The organism is Streptomyces sp. NPDC025784, assembly GCF_055558435.1.
This window is the reverse complement of sequence record NZ_JBVHMN010000002.1, coordinates 103,659-122,282: the sequence shown is the minus strand read 5'-3', so window position 1 is coordinate 122,282 and position 18,624 is coordinate 103,659. Positions and strand designations below refer to the sequence as shown.

The following is an 18,624-nucleotide window of genomic DNA, read 5'->3' as shown; positions in this document are numbered from 1 at the left end:
GTTGTCGGTGCCGGATGGCACTCTGGACGTATGCCGGAACTGCCCGAGGTCGAAGCGCTCAAGGACTTCCTGACCGACCATCTCGTCGGCCGCCAGGTGGTGCGGGTGCTGCCCGTCGCCATCAGTGTCCTCAAGACGTACGACCCGCCGGTCACCGCCTTCGAAGGACGCGAGGTCACGGCCGTGCACCGGTACGGCAAGTTCCTCGACATCGAGGCGGACGGCCTGCACTTCGTGACGCACCTGGCCCGCGCGGGCTGGCTGCGCTGGCAGGACACCCTGCCCGACGGGCCGCCCCGTCCCGGGAAGGGCCCGCTGGCGCTGCGGGTGGCGCTGGAGACCGGCGAGGGCTTCGACCTCACCGAGGCGGGCACCCAGAAGCGCCTCGCGGTGTACGTCGTGGACGACCCGGCCAGGATCCCCGGCGTGGCCCGGCTCGGTCCCGACCCGCTCGCCGACGACTTCGACGCGGCCCGCCTCGCGGCACTGCTGTCGGGGGAGCGGCGCCGGCTCAAGGGGGCCCTGCGCGACCAGAGCGTGATCGCGGGCGTGGGGAACGCGTACAGCGACGAGATCCTGCACGCCGCGAAGATGTCGCCCTTCAAGCTCGCCTCCTCGCTGACACCCGAGGAGACGGGACGGCTGTACGAGGCGCTGCGCTCCACCCTCACCGAGGCCGTCGAGCGGTCCCACGGGCTGGCCGCGGGGCGCCTCAAGGCGGAGAAGAAGAGCGGGCTGCGGGTGCACGGCAGAGCGGGCGAGGCCTGCCCGGTGTGCGGAGACACCATCCGCGAGGTGTCCTTCAGCGACTCCTCGCTCCAGTACTGCCCGACCTGCCAGACCGGCGGCAAGCCGCTGGCGGACCGCCGGATGTCGCGGCTGCTCAAGTAGCGACGTCCACCGGGGGCTTCCGTCGGGGCTCCCGGCGAGCGACGGCGTGGTCAGCGGGGCTTGAGGGTCACCAGGTGTTTGCCGTCGGTCGTGCGCACCTCGAACTGGCGGATGTCCTTGGGCCGCATCGCCGCGCCGCCCTGCATGCTGGTGGTCCTGCCGTTGTTCGGGGGCTCCATCCAACTGGTCACCGTCTGCTCGGAGCCGTCCATGCCGACGACGACCAGCTGACAGGCGCGCGGCCCGCCGCTGTCCTTGACCTGGACGTCGACCTCGCTGCCCCACACCCGGTCCTGGGTCGTGACCTGGGCCCACACCCCGGTCCGCGTGTCCGTCGCGGAGATCCTGTCCGAACGCGGCTCGTGCGAGGTGACGATCGCGATCGCCGGACCGCCCACCGCGAGCACCACGGAGGCCGCCACGGCGTAGAGCCAGCGCCTGCGCCCGGTGCGGTTGCGGGCCGCCACCTGGCCGAGCAGCCGGTCGAGCAGCCGGGGCCCGGGGGCGGCGAAGGGATGCACGGAGCGCGGAGTGGCTCGTCGGTACAGCATCAACTGCCGTGTGGCGGGGCGGAACTCACTCACCTGCGCCGAGCACTGGGGGCACTCCATGAGGTGATCCTCGAAACGGAAAGCCTCCGCCTCGTCCAGCACGCCGAGCGCGTAGGCGCCGACGTCGCGATGCCGTTCCAGGGACCTCATACCGAATACCGAATCCTCGTGGCCATGGTGCGGGGTGGGGGTGGTGTTGCTGTTGCCCACCGATACGCACCGGACCGACGAATCATTCAAGACTCGTCCGGAATCGCGGACAAGACATTCGGAGCGGGAGGCCCCGCGGATTGGTGCGGGCCGAAAAAACTTGCCCGCCGGTGCGGCACCGCCGCCTCGGCGGTGTCCCGGCGCCGTCTCAGAAGAGGTGGATCGCCAGATGCCCGAGCGGCAGCCCCAGCCGCCAGGCCGGCGTCCACACCTTCGGGCCGTCGTCCTCACCGGGTACGGAACCGCCTCCCGGCACCGCGTCCAGGTCGGGCGCGAGCAGTTCGGTCTCCTCCAGCCAGCGCCAGGCCGCGGCCGCCAGCTCCAGGTCCGGGGCGGGAGCGCCGGACGCGGTCGCCTCCGCGGTCCGCCGCGCCATGTGCTCACGCACCCAGTCCTGCCAGGGCTGGTCGTACGCCGTCAGCGAGAGCCAGGTGTCGAGCTGGGTGACGACCCGGATGCCGGAGAGTTCGTCCCCGCTGTCGGCGAGGTAGATGGTCAGCGCCAGGGCGTCGCGCCCGGCACGGAACTCGAAGGACGTGGGCGGCATCAGGTCGCCGGTCCGCAGCAGCTCGTCGGCGATGTACTCGGCGTACAACCAGGCCATGGGGACGGTGAGTTCGCCACCGCCGGTGCCGTCCGTGCTCTCTTGACCTCTGTGCAGCATCCCTTCCTGCCTTCCTCCGGTACGTGCGCGTCGCCCGAACCCGGGCCCCCAGTCCGGAACACGGATGAGGCAAGCTGATTGCTCAACCATGGTCCTCAGCAAGGCGCTTTACGGAGGTTTGACTCAGCCCACGGTTTCACCGCAGGTCGGCCGCGTATCCCGGAAGCACTCGGCGCAGGGCGCGCAGCGCGTAGTACGCGCGGGACTTCACGGTACCGGGCGGAATCCCCAGCGCTGCGGCGGCCTCCGCCACACTCGCCCCCTGGAAGTACACCAGCACCAGGACTTCACGGTGCTCGGGAGTGAGTGTCTTCACAGCCTCCCGTACGTCGAGCATCGCCGCGGACCGTTCGGCGTGATCGGCGCAGACGCGCGCGCTCTCCAGCACCGCGTCGCCGACCTCGGCGGGGCGCGCCTGACGGGCCCGGCGCGCGTCTATCGCGAGCCGCCGTCCGACGGTGAGCAGCCAGGGGCGTACGGAGTCGAAGTCGTCGGCGCGCAGTGCCTCGGGGTGCTGCCAGGCGCGCACGAGCGTCTCCTGCAGCAGATCCTCGGCGCGCTGCCGGTCGCCGTCGGAGAGGCGGAGCAGCAGGGCGAAGAGGGGCCGGCCGTGCTCGCGCTGAAGCGCGGCCAGCTCGTGCTCGGCGGTCGTCCCGTGCGTGATGGTGGTGGTTCCGGCCGTCATGGCCCGTATGCCAGCGCGATGCGCGCCGCTCGGACAGGCCGGGCACACGGTTGTGCGCTGGGCGGTCGAAGCCGTCGGTGAACGGTGCGCCGAACGGTCAGCCGGGTCCGCAGCGGCGTTCGCCGAACGGTCGCGCGGGGCCGGGACCGGGGCCGCGTTCACCGGACTGTGGCCCGGAGCCACGACCGGGGTGGGAGCCGGAGCCTGGCCCGATCCGGAGTCGGTGCCGGAGCGAGAGCGAGCGCCGAGCCTGAGGCCCGGTGCGACGCGTGCCCGTCCCCGGCGCTCCTTCGCCCTGACGGGCCCGTCCCGGAGCGCCGGACGGGCTACCGGCGTGCGTTGCTCCTTGACTCCCGGCGGCCCCCATATGTGGATTCTTCTCAATTCATATCTGTTCATAACGAAATCCGACTGCATCGGGGCGATTCGATGAACGCACGCACACGACGGACCACCCTGGCTCTCGCGGCCGTGGTCGTCACGGCTCTCGCGGGCTGCCAGGCCCGGCACCAGGCCTCCGAGACCTCACCGTCCCGGCAGTCGTCGGGACAGTCGGCCGCACCGTCGTCCGGACATCCGGCGGCGCCCGCGCCCCGGACCGGGTTCACCCTCGTCGCCTCCGGCGACATGCTGCCCGACACCTCGATCATCGAGCGCGCGCAGTTCGACGCCGGGGGCCTGGGATACGACTTCCGGCCCATGCTCGCGGGGGCCGGACCCGCGGTGTCCGGCGCGGACCTGGCGATCTGCCACATGAACGCGGTCTACGGAGGGGACGACGACGCGTCCGGATCGCCGGCCCTCAAAGCGCCCCCGCAGATGGCCGACGCGCTGGCCGCGACCGGCTACGACGGCTGCTCCACCGCCTCGGACCACAGCCTGGACGACGGTGCCGACGGCATCCGGCGGACCCTGGACGCGTTCGACCGCGCCGGCGTACGGCACGCGGGGTCGGCACGCACGAAGGAGGAGGCGAAGAGCGTGACCATGATGCGCGCCGGCGACGCCCAGGTGGCGCACCTCGCCTACACCGTCGGCCCGAAGGGCCGGTCGCTTCCCGAGGGACAGCCCTGGGCGGTCGACCTCCTCGACCGCGACAGGATCGTCGAGGACGCCCGGGTGGCCCGCAGGGCGGGGGCCGACGTGGTCGTGGTGTCCGTGCACTGGGGCACCGAGTGGCAGGACGCGCCGGACGCGCAGCAACTGAAGCTGGCCAAGCAGCTCACGGCGTCCCGCACCGACGGGCGGGCGGACATCGACCTGATCCTCGGCACCCACGCGCACGTCCCGCAGGCGTACGAGAAGGTCGATGGCACCTGGGTCGTCTACGGCCTGGGTGACCAGATCGCCGGCGAGACGGACAGTCGCGGGGTCCGGGACCCTCGGGGCAACGAGAGCACGATCGCGCGGTTCACGTTCGCGCCCCCGGCACACGAGGGCGAGCGCTGGCCGGTGGCCAGGGCCGAGTTCGTCCCGCAGGCGTTCGACGTGGACGCGGGCCGCGTCGTCGACCTCAACGCCGCCCTGCAGCAGGGCGCCGACGTCGGCGCCCTGCGCGACCGGATCCGGGACGTCGTCCTGAGCCGCGGGGCAGCCCAGGCCGGGCTGGTCATGGCGCAGTGATCCCGCGCGCCCGGGGCGCGGTTCGCCGGCGGCCGGTCTACGGGACGACCGTGACCGGCCAGCGGCCCGCCTTCACCAGCCGGATCGCCACCGAACCGATGATCCGGTGCCCCGCCTGCTCGGAAGCGCCGACCACCACGGCGTCGGCCTTGAGCTCGTCCGCGGCCTTCACCAGACCGTTGTAGGGATCGCCGCGGAAGGTGTGGAACTCCCAGCGCACCTCGAATATCCCCTTGACCCGCTCGGTCGCGTCACGGATGTACTTGACCAGGTCCTCGGCGATCTCGTCGGTCGTCTCCGCGACCGGCACCCCGAGCGCGGCACCCGCCGCCATCACCGGCTGGACGTAGACGACCGCGAGCAGCGCGCGCTGCCGTCTTGCCAGGCCTCCGGCATATGCCGCCGCGCGCAGCGACGAGTCGGAGCCGTCCACACCGACCAGGATGACCTTCGGCCCGTCCGTGCCCCGCTCGAACTGATGCGGCTCGGACTGAGGCGAGTGCTGCTGTTCCGTCACGGCTGTCAGGTTATCGGAATCTGCAGGTCCGGAGGCCGTACGAGACCGGGGATCTTGCCCGGCGGGCGGAGCGGACTCCGCCCGCCGTGCGAGGGGGACCGGCACGCCGGGCGCCCGGGAGCCGCACCAGGCGCACGCACGCCGCCGGAAGGCGCGGCGTCCGACGGGTGGAGGACGTCCGCCGGGTGGGCCGATGGGGCTCGACGGGCGGGGGTGCGTCGGCCTTCCTACAGTCGGAACCATGAGTGCCACCGTGGAGGCCCGCCCGCCGAAGGACTCGGCGGGCGCGGCGAGGCGGCCAGGGGCAGGCTTCCTCGACAGGGTGCCGGAGGGCTTCGCCACCTTCTTCGGCGCCCTGGGACTGCTCTGCGTACTGCTCGCGTTCTTCGCGCCGCTGCGCAGGCTGCTGCGCCCGGTGGTGCGCTTCCTGGACCTGCTGATCGTGCCGGTCAGCGCCAACCTCGCGTACGCCGTGTTCCTCTTCCTGCTGGCCGCGGCGATCGCCGCCCGCAAGAAGATCGCCTGGTGGCTGGTGGTGGTCTACCTGGGCCTGCTGGTCCTGGTCGACATCCTGGGCGTCGCGGCGGGCCTGTTCGCGCAGTCGATCCCCTCCCTCGTCGTCTGCGCACTGCTGCTGGCGCTCCTGATCGTGGCCCGTGGCGCGTTCTACGCCGACTCCCGGCACGGCGCCGTCCGGCGGGCCCTCGTCGTCCTGCTGGCCGGGCTGACCGTCGCGATCCTGATGGGCTGGGGCCTGGTCGAGCTCTTCCCCGGCACTCTGCCGCGCGGGCAGCGACTGCTCTGGGCGGCCAACCGGGTCTGCGGCGGACTCGTCTCCGGGCAGTCGTTCGACGGACGTCCGCCCCGCTGGCTGTTCTTCCTGCTCGGGCTGTTCGGCGCCCTCGCCCTCCTCGACGCCGCCGCCACCCTCTTCCGCTCCCAGCGCCTGGAAGCGGCACTGCGCGGCGACGAGGAGTCCCGCATCCGGGCACTGCTGCGCACCTATGGGGCGGACGACTCCCTCGGCTACTTCGCCACCCGCCGCGACAAGGCGGTCGTCTTCTCCCCGAGCGGCAAGGCCGCCGTCACCTACCGCGTCGAGGCCGGCGTCTGCCTCGCCAGCGGCGACCCTGTCGGCGACCGCGAGGCCTGGCCGCACGCCATCGACTCCTGGCTCGACATGGCCCGCCGCTACGCCTGGGCGCCCGCGGCCATGGGCGCGTCCGAGGAGGGCGCCAAGGCGTACGCCCGATGCGGCCTCGGCGCCCTGCAACTCGGCGACGAGGCGATCCTGCACGTCGCCGGCTTCGACCTCGGCGGCCGCGAGATGCGGGTCACGCGCCAGGCGGTCAACAGGGTCCGGCGCGCCGGCGCCACCTGCCGCGTACGCCGTCACTCCACCCTCACCGAGCAGGAGATGAGACAGGTCGTCGACAAGGCGGACGCCTGGCGCGACACGGAGACCGAACGCGGCTTCTCGATGGCCCTGGACCGGCTTGGCGACCCCGCCGACGGCGACTGCCTGCTCGTCGAGGCGCTGGGCGCCGACGGCCGGCTCCTCGCGCTGCTCTCCTTCGTGCCCTGGGGACCGGACGGCATCTCCCTCGACCTGATGCGCCGCGACCGCAGCGCACCCAACGGCGTCATGGAGTTCATGGTCGCCGAACTGTGCGCGGTGGCCGGAAAGTTCGGCGTACGGCGGATCTCGCTCAACTTCGCCGTGTTCCGCTCGGTCTTCGAGGAGGGCGCCCGCATCGGTGCCGGCCCCGTGCTCAGGCTCTGGCGCCGACTGCTGCTGTTCTTCTCCCGGTGGTGGCAACTGGAGGCCCTGTACCGCTCCAACGCCAAGTACCACCCGCAGTGGTACCCCCGCTTCATCTGCTACGGCGAGACCGGCGCCCTCGCACGGATCGGCCTCGCCTCCGGCATCGCCGAGGGCTTCGTCTCCGTGCCGTCGCTGCGCAAGCTCTGGGGCAACGGGCACATCCGTGGCGCACCCGTACCCGCCATCGCCGAGGGCCTGCCCGCGCCGTCGGCCCCCGGGGCGAGCGGTACGGAGGAAGCCGGGGCGGAGGAGCCGTACCACGGCCGGCCCGAGCAGATCCGGATCCGCCACCGGACCCTCGACCGGCTCCGTGCCGAGGGCACGGACCCCTACCCGGTGGGTGTCCTGTCCCGTACGCACACCCTCGCCGACGTCCCGCAGGGCGCCGACGTCACGGTCGCCGGCCGTGTGATCCTCGTACGCGACTTCGGCGGCATCCTGTTCGCGGTGCTGCGCGACTGGTCCGGAGACCTTCAGATCGCCCTCACCCGGGCGGAGTCGGGCGCCGCGCTCGACCGGTTCCGCCGGGACGTCGACATCGGCGACCACATCACCGCGAGCGGTCTCGCCGGCGCCAGCGACCACGGAGAGCGGACCGTCTTCGCCACCTCCTGGCAGCTCACCGGCAAGTGCCTGCGCCCGCTGCCCGACAAGCGCCGGGGACTCGCCGACCCGGAGGCGAAGGTCCGCCGCCGCTACCTCGACCTGGTGTCCAGCCCGGACGCCCGCTCCGTCGTGCGGGCCCGCTCCACGGCCGTACAGGCCCTGCGGCAGGGCCTGCTCGACCGCGGTTACCTGGAGGTCGAGACGCCGATGCTCCAGCAGGTCCACGGCGGCGCCAACGCCCGGCCCTTCACCACCCACATCAACGCCTACGACCTCGACCTGTATCTGCGCATCGCGCCCGAGCTGTACCTGAAGCGGCTGTGCGTCGGCGGCCTGGAGAAGGTCTTCGAGATGGGCCGCACCTTCCGCAACGAGGGCGTCTCCTACAAGCACAACCCCGAGTTCACGATGCTGGAGGCCTACCAGGCGTTCGCCGACTACGACGTGATGCTCGACCTCGCCCGCGAGCTGATCCAGGACGCGGCCACCGCCGCCTTCGGCACGCCCGTGGCACGCAAGGACGGCACCGAGTACGACATCTCCGGGCCCTGGCCCGTCAAGACGGTGTACGGCGCCCTCTCGGAGGCGCTGGGGGAGCAGGTCGATGCCGACACACCGCGGGAGACGCTGGTGCGGCTGTGCGACCGTGCCGACGTGCCGTACGGGCCGAAGGACTCGCGCGGCGACGTCGTGCTGGAGATGTACGAACGGCTGGTCGAGGAGCGGACCGCGCTGCCCACCTTCTACAAGGACTTCCCGACCGAGGTCTCCCCGCTGACCCGGCAGCACCGCGTCGACCCGCGCCTCGCCGAACGCTGGGACCTCGTCGCCTTCGGCATCGAACTGGGCACCGCCTACTCCGAGTTGACCGACCCCGTGGAACAGCGGCGGAGGCTGACCGAGCAGTCCCTGCTCGCCGCCGGGGGAGACCCGGAGGCCATGGAGCTGGACGAGGACTTCCTGGACGCCCTGGAGTACGCGATGCCGCCCACCGGGGGGCTCGGCATCGGAGTCGACCGGCTCGTGATGTTCCTGACCGGTCTGACGATCCGCGAGACACTGCCGTTCCCGCTGGTGCGCCCCCGCTGAAATGGTCCCATCGGGTGTTTTCGTGGCTCCGCGCCGGTGTTGCTCAGCCGCGTCGCCCCTCCACGGGGTGACTCATGAATCATGAAAAAGGATCAGCTGTTCACCCGGCGCCGGATGTTGGTCGCCGGTGCTGCCGTCCTGGGCGCGGCCGGGGCGGCGGGCACGGCCCGAGTCCTGACGGCCGAGCCGGCCGCGCGACCGGCGAGTGTCCCGCCCGGCCAGGGCCCGCAGTTGCGCACGGCGCTCAAGCCCTCCGCCTTCCGCCTCCAGCCGATGGCGGGATACGGACCGCCTCGGCACCGGCCGGTGAAGACGGCAGTCCGCCGCGAGCCGATCCTGCAGATGTCCGGAAGCGGCCGCCGTATGGTGCTGACGTTCGACGACGGTCCCGACCCGCGGTACACCCCGCACATCCTGAGCACCCTGCGCGAGTACGACGTGCGGGCCATGTTCTTCGTGTGCGGGGAGATGGCCGTCGACAACAAGGACCTGCTGCGCGAGATGGCCGACGACGGCCACATCGTCGGCAACCACACCTGGACCCACCCGCAGCTGACCGAGCTCTCCCGTTCCGCGATCCGCCGCGAGATCGAGCGCACCTGCGAGGTCATCGACGACGCCTACGGCGAGCCGCCCGCCTGGTTCCGCGCACCGTACGGCGCGTGGAACCGGAACACCTTCAAGATCGGCGCCGAACTCGGCATGGAGCCGCTGGCCTGGACGGTCGACTCGCTGGACTGGACGACCCCGGGCACCCGCACCATCGTCGACCGGGTCGAGGAGGGCGCCGCCCCGGGCGTCGTGATCCTCTCGCACGACGCGGGCGGCGACCGCTCGCAGAGCGTGCGGGCGCTGCGCGAATACCTTCCGCAATTGCTGGACTCCGGCTACCACATCACCGTGCCGCACCGGAAATTCGTGTAGAGAGGGCATGCGGGCATTCGCCCGCCCGGTCGGGAACGCTCAGCGAACCTCGACCAGGCGGGCGAACACCACGACATTCCCGTCGTAACCGTGCTGCTTGGAGAAACCGCCGCCGCAGGTGATGACCCGCAGTTCCGGGGTGCCCTTGCTGCCGTACACACGGTCGCCGGGGAAATTGCTCTTCTCGAACACGTCGACGCCGTAGACCTCGAACACGGCCGTCTTCCGGTCCTCGCGCAGGACCTCGACCTTGTTGCCCTTCTTGAGCGCCCCCAGTCCGTAGAAGACCGCGGGGCCCTGCATGTTGTCCACGTGGCCGACGATGACCGACGTGCCCTTCTCGCCGGGCGAGACCGCACCGGTGAACCAGCCGGCCAGGTTCGGGTCGTCCGGGGGCGGCGCGTCGACCCAGCCGCCGATGTCCAGACCCACCGGCACGGTCGGGGCGTCGACCTGGATCGCCGGGATCTTCACCCGCTGCACCGAGGAGAACGGCAGGCCGGACGGCCCGTTCGAGAAGGTGCCGGCCGACGTGCGGCTGTCCGCCGCGGCCGCCGAAGCGGGCTGCGGCGGACCCACGTCGAACTCACCGGAGCCGTTTCGAATGAGTGCGAGGCCGGTCAGCAGAACAAGCGCTATAACGCCCCAAGGGGCGCGCTTCCTCCGCCTCTCCTCCTCTTCGGCCAGATCGGACGCAAGCATTCGTCATCCCCTCTCGACGTGGCCGTCGCCACGTCCGTCGAGCATATGAGAACGCTAATTCCAGCACGGCCGTCCGGCGACGGGACGCGAGCGAACGGGTGGCGGAGTACATCGGTCGTGAGCCATCCGAGTCCCCGGGACCAGGAATTTTCTGACGGTCCGTGACCTGCGGCAATATCCGATTGTGTGGAATTCCTTCGGCGTGTCTTCTCACCAGGACGGACCATTCTCGAAATGCGGGCCTGTGCCCGGCATCTGAAGGTCGGTCTGGGAGGCGCTGTCTCGCCGATCCACCGGGGACGGTTCCCGGGGCGTCTTCCGCGGAGGATCACATGCGCAACGCACGCGCCCTGGCGGCCTCGGCCGCGGCGGCCGCACTCCTCGGGACAGTCGCCCCGGCGGCTCTCGCCGACGGTATGGGCGGCGGCACGGGCACCCAGAACGGCGCCATTGTGGGCGGCGGCACGGGCACCCAGAACGGCGCCATCGTGGGCGGCGGCACGGGCACCCAGAACGGCACCATCGTGGGCGTCGTGCCGGGCACCGGCGTCGTGCCGGGCAACGGCTTCGTGCCGGGGTACAACTACGGATTCGGCAACAACGGGTTCAACAACAACTTCGGCTTCAACTACGGCTTCAACAACGGGTTCAACAACGGCTTCAACAACGGCCACGGGGGCAACAACGGCTTCGACAACAACCACGGGGGCAACAACGGATTCGGCAACAACAACGGGTTCGGCAACAACCACGGAGGCGGCCCGCGGAACATCGTCGCCCAGCCCAACGTCATCGCGCCCGGGGGCCGGCTGACGGTGACGGTCGACGGCTGCCGCAACGGCGGCACCATGACCTCGCCCGGATTCGGACAAGCCACCCTCGCCCGGGTCCCCGGCAACAACGACACGGCGAGCGGAACGGCGACCGTGCACCGTGACGCGCTCCCCGGCGCGTACGACATCACCGTCAACTGCGTCGGCGTGGGCGCACTGACCCGCCCGAACGCCTACACCGTCATCCGCTCCGACGCGCCGTACCCCGGCCTGCCGCATACCGGCCTCGGTGGCAGCAGCACCACCGGTGCGACGCCCACCGACATGGCGATCGGCGGTGGTCTGGTGGCCTCGGCGGTGATCGGCGGCGGCGTCCTCTGGATGCGCCGCAGGTCCGAGAAGAAGATCTGACCGGCGTCCCCCGGAAGAGAACAGGTCCCGTCCCCCCTCGGAGACCGTCCGTCCTCCTCCGGGACCCGTCGGCCCGCGCGGAGCCCGCACGTGACAGCCCTCCGCCCCGGATGCCCCCGACAGGGCGGCCGGGGCGGAGGGCTGTCACGTGCGGGCCGTGGGGCCCTCGGAGCCCGTCATGAGTCGTCGGGCGTGGCGCGGCGGCGCGCCACGTACCACGCGGCACCGATGGAACCGGTGACGAGAGCCGCTCCCAGGCCGATCTCCCGGAGATCGAAGCCGTCGCTGCTGCCGCCGACACCGGCGTCGACGCCCTGCTGCACGGGGACGGTCGTCACGTCGGCCGAACCGCCGCCCGCGATGGCGAGGTCCGTGTGACCGGTCGTGCCGCCGCAGGAGAACGTCACCTCGTACACGGCGCCCGGCTTGGCGTTCCGGTCGACCAGCACGGTGGCCGAGGACTGTGCCGCGGGGATGCTGACGGTGTCGAAGACGCCCGAGGACACCGTGGCCGCGCCGCTGCAGCCGCCGCTGTCCCGCTTCAGCTGGAGCGAGACCTGGCCGCCCGCGGCGACCGTCGAGGGCTGGACGGCGAAACCGAACGGCGTGATGTTCGCGTCACTGCCGTCGTCGGCGAGCGCGGCGGGTGCCGTGCAGGCCAGGAAGGACACGCCGAGCAGTGCGGCCGACGCGACGGGTATCGCGTGCATGGTGAAGCCTCCGGGTCCCGAGGAGCCTCGCTGCGGACCGTTCCGCTCGCGTCGGAAATGCGCCTCGACGGGACGAAACGCTAGGAAAGGGTGCGCGCGGGCGCGATCGCAGTCGCGCGAACGGGTCAGTCGTGTGGGCCGTACGGGGGAAGACGTACCTACGGCCGGGGGGCGGGAGCGGCGTGGCTCCCGACCTCCGGCCGCTTCGTGGTCGTCCGGGTTACGTCACCCGGTCAGGTGGGGGAACAGCGCAGTGAACGGCTCCGCCGAGGCGGCGATCCCCCTGCTGTAGGGCGCGTCGAAGTCCCAGATCAGGAAGAGCAGGAAGGCGATCAGTGCCGAGAACAGACCGGCGAGGATCAGCTCCCGGGCGGTGCGTCGGATCTGCAGCGCGAACACCATCCCGACGGTCACCAGGGCGCCGGTGATCAGCCCGAACCACACCACCCCCGGCATGGTCGCCCCGGTCGAGTCGGCGCGGGCGTTGCGCGCGGCGTCCGCCGCCGTGACCTGGTCGACGAGCGGCTGGTAGGCCTGGGCCTCGAAGTCCGACTTCGGCTCGTAGTCGGTGACGTCCTGGCGGATGCGGTCGAGGAGCCGGCCGCCCTCGGCGGTCATCCGGCCCTTCTCCATCGCCTTCCACTCGGTCGTGACGACGTGGCCGGCATAGGCGTTGACGTCGTCACGGACACGGTCGCGCACCTCGGGCGGGTAGACGCGGACCCGTTCCGAGATCTCGTGCAGGGCCTGGGCCTCCGCCTGCACATGGTCCTGCGCGGCGCCCCGGGCCTCCCAGACACCCGCGATGGCCAGCCCGAGAACGATGGCGTACACCACGCCGATCATCATCGTCATGTACTCGATGACGTCCGGGGTCTCGGACGGATCTTCGTCCTCGCGGGCCCGCCGGTGGCGCACGAGGACCACGATGAGTACGACGACGCACGCGGCCGCCATCGCGAGGGCGAGAACAAGCCAATCCGACAAGGTTGCCTCCTGGGGGTCAGCGCGGGCGCAGCGCCGCGACGGCGAGCACCGCGGGCGCTGTGATGAGCAGGGTGAGCGAGACGAGCGACGGCCCGCTGCGCGGTGGGTGCTTGTGCGGCGCGGCGTGGTACGCCGGATAGCTCACCGGCGTCGGCGACGGCTCGGGACGCTCGGGCGGCGGCTTCGGTGCGGGTGGGGGAGCGGGCCGTCGTACCACGGGCCGTGGCTCCGGCGCGGGAGGAGGCGGGGGCGGCGGAGGCGGCGGGTCCGGCTTCGGGGGACGAGGTGGCGCCGGCTTCGGCGGAGGCGTCGGTTTCGGGGGTGGGGTGGGCTTCGGCGTGGGGGTCGGAGTCGGCGTCGGCGTGGGCGGGCAGGGTGGCGTCGGTGTGGGGGTCGGGCACCATGCGGTGTCCCCGGCCACGGCCACCGCGCCGCTTCCCGCGGCGGCCACGGCCGTGGTTCCGTCCGGCCCGGTCGAGGCGTACGCACAGGCGTCGGCCGAGGCCGTGCCGCTCGGCGCCCCGGCGAGGATCCAGGTGAGCGTCAGCAGCGTCAGCACCCGTATGACGAGGGCGGATCGGGTCCGCGGAGGTCCATGCACGACCGAGATCATGGAGCGATCGCGGCCCGGCCACGCCGGAGTGCCGGGGGAATGCCCCGAAGGGAGGACGCCTGCCCCGTCGCGGTTTGACGGCCGGGAGGGGCGGCCCCGACGGGGTCCGTACACGTGCGCCAGGGCGGGGCGGGCGGGGCGGGCGCACCGGGCCCGCACGCCCGCGCCGGAACGGAGGCGGAGCACGCCGGTGATGTGCGCGCTCGCGCGCCGGGGCGCACACCGCGTCACAGGTTCCGGAAAGAATTTTGTGAGCCGGTTGAACACTCCCGCCACCCCCGCCCGTACCTAGGGCCATGCGCGGCGCAGCAGGGCGCTGCAACACTTATGCGAACAGCGGGAGTTACCAATGAAGACCTCCTGGCGGAGCGCCTCGCTCGTAGCGACAGCTGCGGCCGTGCTGGCGCTCACGACGGCGTGCGGTCAGGATCAGGGCGCCCAGTCGACGGGCAGCCAGAACGTGGGTGCGACCGCCGCCGCGGGTGATTACGGGACCGGCACCACCGTCGGCAACGGCTACGGCGCCGATTCCAAGGACCAGCAGAGCGCCGCCGCCCAGGCGGAATCCGCAGGTCAGCTCGATGTCACCGAAAGCACGAAGCTCGGCAAGGTGCTCACCGACAGCGCCGGATTCACTCTCTACCGCTTCGACAAGGACACGGCCGAGCCGCCCAAGTCGAGCTGTGACGGCGACTGTGCGAAGGCCTGGCCGCCCGTGCCCGCCGAGGGCGCCGAGGCGGCGACCGGTGTGGACAAGGCCCTGCTCGGCGAGGTGACCCGCTCGGACGGCACGAAGCAGCTGACCATCGGCGGCTGGCCGATGTACCGCTATGCAAAGGACACCAAGGCCGGGGACACCAACGGCCAGGCCGTCGGCGGCACTTGGTACGCCTCCGCCCCCGATGGCAAGAAGGCGACGCTGGCCGACCTGCCCGGCCTCTCCGTCCACAAGGACGCGAAGCTCGGCGACATCATCGTCGACAAGAACGGCATGACCGTCTACCGCTTCATGAAGGACCAGGCCTGGCCCGTCTCGAAGTCGGCCTGCACCGGTGCCTGCCTGGAGAAGTGGCCGGCCGTCGCGCCGGTCTCCGAGGACGACACCAAGGGCGTCAAGAAGAAGGGCCTCATGCCCTTCACCCGCCCGGACGGCATCAAGCAGATGACGGTCAACTGCTGGCCCATCTACACCTTCTCCGGGGACAAGGCTCCCGGTGACACCAACGGTCAGGGCGTGGGCGGCACTTGGTACGCCGTCGCCCCCGACGGAAAGCCGGTCGGCGCGCAGAAGTAGTTGATCACCTCCCCAGGGTCGATCGTCTCGCCCAGAGAGCCACGGAACGCGGAAGGGAGTGGACGCAGACAGGCAAGTGTGCCGGACCAACGGAACAGCGCGCGCGACCCCGGTCCGCCCCCTCCGCACCGCAACGGAGGGGGCGGACCGTTCGGCGTGCCCGTTCCGGTGCCGGTGCGCCCGGTCGGGCGTGCCCGGGCAGCACACGGAGGTGGCCGGCCGACACCGGGTGTCGGCGGAGTCCGTGAGCCGAGGGAAGTTGACGGAGTCCGTCCGGATTTCAAGGATTTCCGTGATCTCCGTCCGACGGAGAATGGCCGTCGGTGAAGCGGCCGATCGCGGCGACTCTCCGGACGACGTGACCACGCTTCGTAACTCCTCCGAGCTTTTTGGAATGCTTCGGAGCGATTTCGCAGGGGCGGCGCACTGCTTGTTCGTGAGCGGTTCGCGGGACGTCAATTCGGCACTTGCCGGAGGCAGTGACCGGGAACGGATGGTCAATTTCCGTTTTGGCTCGCCCGTTTGGCGGGCGATCAGTAGCCTCAGCTCGAACACCGGATCGCCTACGCCGTCGCCTACGCCTTGGAGAGATAGATGGAGCGTCCCGCCTGGGCCCCCCGCAGCATTGACATCTCGATGCCGAGCGTGTCCCGTATGTATGACTACTACCTGGGCGGTTCGCACAACTTCGAGGTCGACCGGGAAGCGGCACGCAAGGCGATGGAGTTCATGCCGGGACTTCCCAAGATCATGCAGGCGAACCGCGCGTTCATGCGCCGTGCCGTGCGCTTCGCCGCGGACGAGGGCATCGACCAGTTCCTGGACATCGGTTCGGGCATCCCCACCTTCGGAAACGTCCACGAGGTCGCCCAGTCGGCAAGGCCCGGCGCACACGTCCTCTACGTGGACCACGACCCGGTGGCCGTCGCGCACAGCGAGGCCGTACTGCGGGACAACGACGACGCGGACGTCCTCGCGGCCGATCTGCTCAAGCCCCACGAGATCCTGGCGAGCCCTCAGCTCCAGCGGCTGATCGACCTGAACCGGCCGGTCGCCCTGCTCCTCGTTGCCATACTTCACTTCGTGGAAGACGCGGACGACCCGTACGGAGCGGTGGCGGAGCTGCGCGACGCGCTCGCGCCGGGCAGCCTGCTCATCGTCACGCACGCCTCGTACGAGGGGATTCCACTCCCGCCGGAGCGGGCCGAAGGCGCGGTCGACGTCTACAAGAACATCCGCAATCCGCTGATCATGCGCTCGCGCGAACAGATCGCGCGGTTCTTCGAGGGGTACGACATGGTGGAACCCGGGCTGGTGCCGATGCCGGACTGGAGGCCCGACACGGCATCGGAGGACGAGGATCCCTATTCCTTCTCCGGGTTCGGCGGCGTGGGGCGCACCGCGTGACCGCCGAGCCGGACGGGCCGGAAGACAGACTGCGCCGGTTCGCGACGATCTGGAGCCGGGCGGTGTTCCCGGTGACCTCGACGTCGCTGACCCGGCCCGAGTTCGAGCAAGTGCTGATGCCGCTGGCCCGGCGGCTGAGCGACGCGCTGCGGGCCCGGACCTTCGAGGCGGCCGCGGGCCAGGCGGTCGGCGCCGCACTCGTGGCCGCGCACTGCACGGACCCTGAGGCGCTCAGCCGCGCGCTCGACTGCGTCGACGCCTATCTGGTGCTGTACTGCGGAGAGGACGGGTCGCAGGAGGCGCTGCGGACCCGGTCCGCACGGCTCCAGCACGCCATGGCCGCCGGTTTCGCGCAGGCCCTGCGGGAGCGGACCCTCGCCGAACAGGAAGCCATCTCCCGGGCGGCGCTGAGCGCGAGGAGCGCGGTGGCCGAGGCGCTGCACGCCAGCGAGGCCCGCTTCCGCGCGGTCTTCGAGGGCGCGGCCATAGGAATCGGCATCGCCGACCTGGAGGGCAACGTCCTCCAGGTCAACGGGGCGCTGCTGCGCATGTTCGGCGGCTCCGAGCAGCTGATGCTCGGCCGCAAGGTCCCCGAGTGGACCCACCCCGAGGACGCCCCCCAGGTCTGGCGGCTGTACGAGGAACTGGTCCGCGGCGAGCGCGAGCACTACCACGTCGAAAAGGCCTTCTACCGGCCCGACGGCACGGCCCTGTGGACCAATCTGACGGTCTCCCTGCTGCGCGACGCGGACGGCGAACCCCAGTACCAGCTGGCGCTGATGGAGGACACCACCGAGCGGCGGCTGCTCAATCTGCGGCTGCGCTACGAGGCCACGCACGACGCGCTCACCGGACTGCCCAACCGCACCCTCTTCTTCGAGCGCCTGGAGAAGGCGCTGTCCGCGGGCGACGGCCAGCGCTTCGGCCTGTGCTACCTCGACCTCGACGGCTTCAAGACCATCAACGACAGCCTCGGGCACGCGGCCGGGGACCGGCTCCTCGTCGAGGTCGCCGACCGGCTGCAGTCCTGCGCGACCGCCCCCGGCGAGATGGTCGCCCGGCTCGGCGGCGACGAGTTCGTCGCGCTCACCACCGGCCCCGGCACCGAGCACGAGGTCGACGAGCTCGCCGGGCGCATCATGAACGCCCTCGTCACGCCGATCCGCATCGACGGCCGCGAGCTGACCGTGCGCGGCAGCATCGGCATCGTCGAGGGACCGGCCGGGGAACGCGGTCCCGCCGAGGTGCTGCGCAGCGCCGACATCACGATGTACCGGGCCAAGTCCGCGGGCGGCAACCGCTTCGAGCTGGCCGACCCCGAGGCCGACGCCCGCGCCATCACCCGGCACGGACTGACCACCGCGCTGCCCGCGGCCCTGGACCGGGGCGAGTTCTTCATCGAGTACCAGCCGCTCGTGCACCTCGGCGACGGCAGTGTCCGCGGCGCCGAGGCGCTGGTGCGCTGGCTGCACCCGCAGCACGGCGTCCTCGGCCCCGACCGGTTCATCCCGCTCGCCGAGCACACCGGCCTGATCGTGCCGCTCGGCCGCTGGGTCCTGGAGCAGTCCGTGCGCCAGGCCCGCGCCTGGCAGGAACGCCATGCCGGCGCCGGCCCGCTGCGGATCAACGTCAATCTGTCGCCGTGCCAGCTGACCCACCCCGGCCTGGTGCAGGACACGGTCGACATCCTGGAGCGCGAGGGACTCGACGCCGACGCGCTGTGCCTGGAGGTCACCGAGTCCGCGCTGATCGGCGCCGACGACGACCTGTTGAAGCCGCTGCGCCGGCTCGCCGAGATGGGCGTCGACATCGCCCTGGACGACTTCGGCACGGGCTACTCGAACCTCGCCAATCTGCGCCGGCTGCCCGTGAGCATCCTCAAGCTGGACCGATCCTTCACCCAGGGCATGCAGCAGTTCCCGGCGGACCCCGTCGACCTGAAGATCGTCGAGGGCATCGTGTCCCTCGCCCACTCCCTCGACCTCGCGGTCACGGTCGAGGGCGTGGAGACGGGCGCGCAGGCCGAACAGCTGCGGATACTCGGCTGCGACACCGCCCAGGGCTGGTACTACGCCCGCCCGGGACCGCCGGAGCGGCTGCACGAGCTGGCGCTGGTGGACGCCACGGGCTGAGACCGCGCGC

Annotated in this window: 15 protein-coding genes and 1 pseudogene; 8 read left to right on the top strand and 8 right to left on the bottom strand. The window is 71.5% G+C overall.

All coding sequences use genetic code 11. The features are described from left to right. Nucleotides 1-30: 30 nt before the first annotated feature. The gene (locus ACZ4IF_RS06675; protein ID WP_467560178.1) at nt 31-891 is read left to right on the top strand and encodes an Fpg/Nei family DNA glycosylase; all 861 of its coding nucleotides are present in this window, start codon (nt 31-33) and stop codon (nt 889-891) included. 50 nt (nt 892-941) lie between these two features. Here ACZ4IF_RS06675 and ACZ4IF_RS06670 read toward each other — a convergent pair whose 3' ends face one another. From ACZ4IF_RS06670 to ACZ4IF_RS06660, 3 genes are all read right to left on the bottom strand, one after another. After that, nucleotides 942-1,592, bottom strand: coding sequence for a zf-HC2 domain-containing protein (locus ACZ4IF_RS06670; RefSeq protein ID WP_467560176.1), 651 nt, complete (start codon nt 1,590-1,592; stop codon nt 942-944). Nucleotides 1,593-1,800: 208 nt separating this feature from the next. Beyond that, the gene (locus ACZ4IF_RS06665) at nt 1,801-2,316 is read right to left on the bottom strand and encodes a hypothetical protein (RefSeq protein WP_028798764.1); all 516 of its coding nucleotides are present in this window, start codon (nt 2,314-2,316) and stop codon (nt 1,801-1,803) included. Nucleotides 2,317-2,452: 136 nt separating this feature from the next. Beyond that, a complete protein-coding gene (locus tag ACZ4IF_RS06660; protein WP_095938016.1) occupies nt 2,453-3,001 on the bottom strand; it encodes a sigma-70 family RNA polymerase sigma factor in 549 nt (182 codons plus the stop codon). Between the two features lie 429 nt (nt 3,002-3,430). Here ACZ4IF_RS06660 and ACZ4IF_RS06655 point away from each other — a divergent pair, with 429 nt between their 5' ends. After that, on the top strand, nt 3,431-4,624 hold the full coding sequence (locus ACZ4IF_RS06655; RefSeq protein ID WP_467560173.1) for a CapA family protein: 1,194 nt from the start codon (nt 3,431-3,433) through the stop codon (nt 4,622-4,624). 37 nt (nt 4,625-4,661) lie between these two features. Here the strand turns inward: ACZ4IF_RS06655 and ACZ4IF_RS06650 are convergent, their stop codons facing one another. Next, nucleotides 4,662-5,141 carry a universal stress protein gene (locus ACZ4IF_RS06650; RefSeq protein ID WP_095938018.1) on the bottom strand — a complete coding sequence of 160 codons (480 nt, stop codon included), beginning with the start codon at nt 5,139-5,141 and terminating at the stop codon, nt 4,662-4,664. A 241-nt stretch (nt 5,142-5,382) separates the two neighbouring features. Here ACZ4IF_RS06650 and lysX point away from each other — a divergent pair, with 241 nt between their 5' ends. Together lysX and ACZ4IF_RS06640 are read left to right on the top strand one after the other, a co-directional pair. Beyond that, nucleotides 5,383-8,661 carry a bifunctional lysylphosphatidylglycerol synthetase/lysine--tRNA ligase LysX gene (lysX, locus tag ACZ4IF_RS06645; protein WP_467560171.1) on the top strand — a complete coding sequence of 1,093 codons (3,279 nt, stop codon included), beginning with the start codon at nt 5,383-5,385 and terminating at the stop codon, nt 8,659-8,661. Between the two features lie 81 nt (nt 8,662-8,742). Beyond that, nucleotides 8,743-9,585 carry a polysaccharide deacetylase family protein gene (locus tag ACZ4IF_RS06640; protein WP_359487803.1) on the top strand — a complete coding sequence of 281 codons (843 nt, stop codon included), beginning with the start codon at nt 8,743-8,745 and terminating at the stop codon, nt 9,583-9,585. A 39-nt stretch (nt 9,586-9,624) separates the two neighbouring features. On the opposite strand, the gene ACZ4IF_RS06635 is transcribed toward ACZ4IF_RS06640, so the two are convergent. After that, nucleotides 9,625-10,287: a class F sortase gene (locus tag ACZ4IF_RS06635; protein WP_359487801.1), complete on the bottom strand. Its 663-nt coding sequence runs from the start codon at nt 10,285-10,287 to the stop codon at nt 9,625-9,627. Nucleotides 10,288-11,045: 758 nt separating this feature from the next. On the opposite strand from ACZ4IF_RS06635, the pseudogene ACZ4IF_RS06630 reads away from it, so the two are divergent. After that, nucleotides 11,046-11,471, top strand: a pseudogene (locus tag ACZ4IF_RS06630) (hypothetical protein); the annotation flags it as partial. Between the two features lie 176 nt (nt 11,472-11,647). Here ACZ4IF_RS06630 and ACZ4IF_RS06625 read toward each other — a convergent pair. The 3 genes from ACZ4IF_RS06625 to ACZ4IF_RS06615 form a co-directional block, all read right to left on the bottom strand. Continuing rightward, nucleotides 11,648-12,181, bottom strand: a complete 534-nt coding sequence (locus tag ACZ4IF_RS06625) for a hypothetical protein (protein WP_467560168.1) — start codon at nt 12,179-12,181, stop codon at nt 11,648-11,650. A 225-nt stretch (nt 12,182-12,406) separates the two neighbouring features. Next, the gene (locus ACZ4IF_RS06620; RefSeq protein ID WP_078628818.1) at nt 12,407-13,168 is read right to left on the bottom strand and encodes a bestrophin-like domain; all 762 of its coding nucleotides are present in this window, start codon (nt 13,166-13,168) and stop codon (nt 12,407-12,409) included. Between the two features lie 16 nt (nt 13,169-13,184). After that, complete coding sequence (locus tag ACZ4IF_RS06615; RefSeq protein ID WP_257005057.1) at nt 13,185-13,313, bottom strand: hypothetical protein; 129 nt, start codon at nt 13,311-13,313, stop codon at nt 13,185-13,187. Nucleotides 13,314-14,130: 817 nt separating this feature from the next. Here ACZ4IF_RS06615 and ACZ4IF_RS06610 point away from each other — a divergent pair. From ACZ4IF_RS06610 to ACZ4IF_RS06600, 3 genes are all read left to right on the top strand, one after another. After that, complete coding sequence (locus ACZ4IF_RS06610) at nt 14,131-15,075, top strand: SCO0930 family lipoprotein (RefSeq protein WP_359487796.1); 945 nt, start codon at nt 14,131-14,133, stop codon at nt 15,073-15,075. Between the two features lie 594 nt (nt 15,076-15,669). After that, nucleotides 15,670-16,482, top strand: coding sequence for an SAM-dependent methyltransferase (locus tag ACZ4IF_RS06605; RefSeq protein WP_426676758.1), 813 nt, complete (start codon nt 15,670-15,672; stop codon nt 16,480-16,482). Next, entirely contained in the window at nt 16,479-18,614 is a 2,136-nt protein-coding gene (locus ACZ4IF_RS06600) for a putative bifunctional diguanylate cyclase/phosphodiesterase (protein WP_467560165.1), read from the top strand. Before ACZ4IF_RS06605 ends, ACZ4IF_RS06600 begins: the two co-directional genes overlap by 4 nt. Nucleotides 18,615-18,624: the final 10 nt, after the last annotated feature.

What these genes read in the sequence shown, in the direction of transcription:
- ACZ4IF_RS06675 (WP_467560178.1), top strand. Translation starts at nt 31, where the DNA reads ATGCCGGAACTGCCCGAGGTCGAAGCGCTCAAGGACTTCCTGACCGAC.
- ACZ4IF_RS06670 (WP_467560176.1), bottom strand. Translation starts at nt 1,592, where the DNA reads ATGAGGTCCCTGGAACGGCATCGCGACGTCGGCGCCTACGCGCTCGGC.
- ACZ4IF_RS06665 (WP_028798764.1), bottom strand. Translation starts at nt 2,316, where the DNA reads ATGCTGCACAGAGGTCAAGAGAGCACGGACGGCACCGGCGGTGGCGAA.
- ACZ4IF_RS06660 (WP_095938016.1), bottom strand. Translation starts at nt 3,001, where the DNA reads ATGACGGCCGGAACCACCACCATCACGCACGGGACGACCGCCGAGCAC.
- ACZ4IF_RS06655 (WP_467560173.1), top strand. Translation starts at nt 3,431, where the DNA reads ATGAACGCACGCACACGACGGACCACCCTGGCTCTCGCGGCCGTGGTC.
- lysX (WP_467560171.1), top strand. Translation starts at nt 5,383, where the DNA reads ATGAGTGCCACCGTGGAGGCCCGCCCGCCGAAGGACTCGGCGGGCGCG.
- ACZ4IF_RS06640 (WP_359487803.1), top strand. Translation starts at nt 8,743, where the DNA reads ATGAAAAAGGATCAGCTGTTCACCCGGCGCCGGATGTTGGTCGCCGGT.
- ACZ4IF_RS06635 (WP_359487801.1), bottom strand. Translation starts at nt 10,287, where the DNA reads ATGCTTGCGTCCGATCTGGCCGAAGAGGAGGAGAGGCGGAGGAAGCGC.
- ACZ4IF_RS06625 (WP_467560168.1), bottom strand. Translation starts at nt 12,181, where the DNA reads ATGCACGCGATACCCGTCGCGTCGGCCGCACTGCTCGGCGTGTCCTTC.
- ACZ4IF_RS06610 (WP_359487796.1), top strand. Translation starts at nt 14,131, where the DNA reads ATGAAGACCTCCTGGCGGAGCGCCTCGCTCGTAGCGACAGCTGCGGCC.
- ACZ4IF_RS06605 (WP_426676758.1), top strand. Translation starts at nt 15,670, where the DNA reads ATGGAGCGTCCCGCCTGGGCCCCCCGCAGCATTGACATCTCGATGCCG.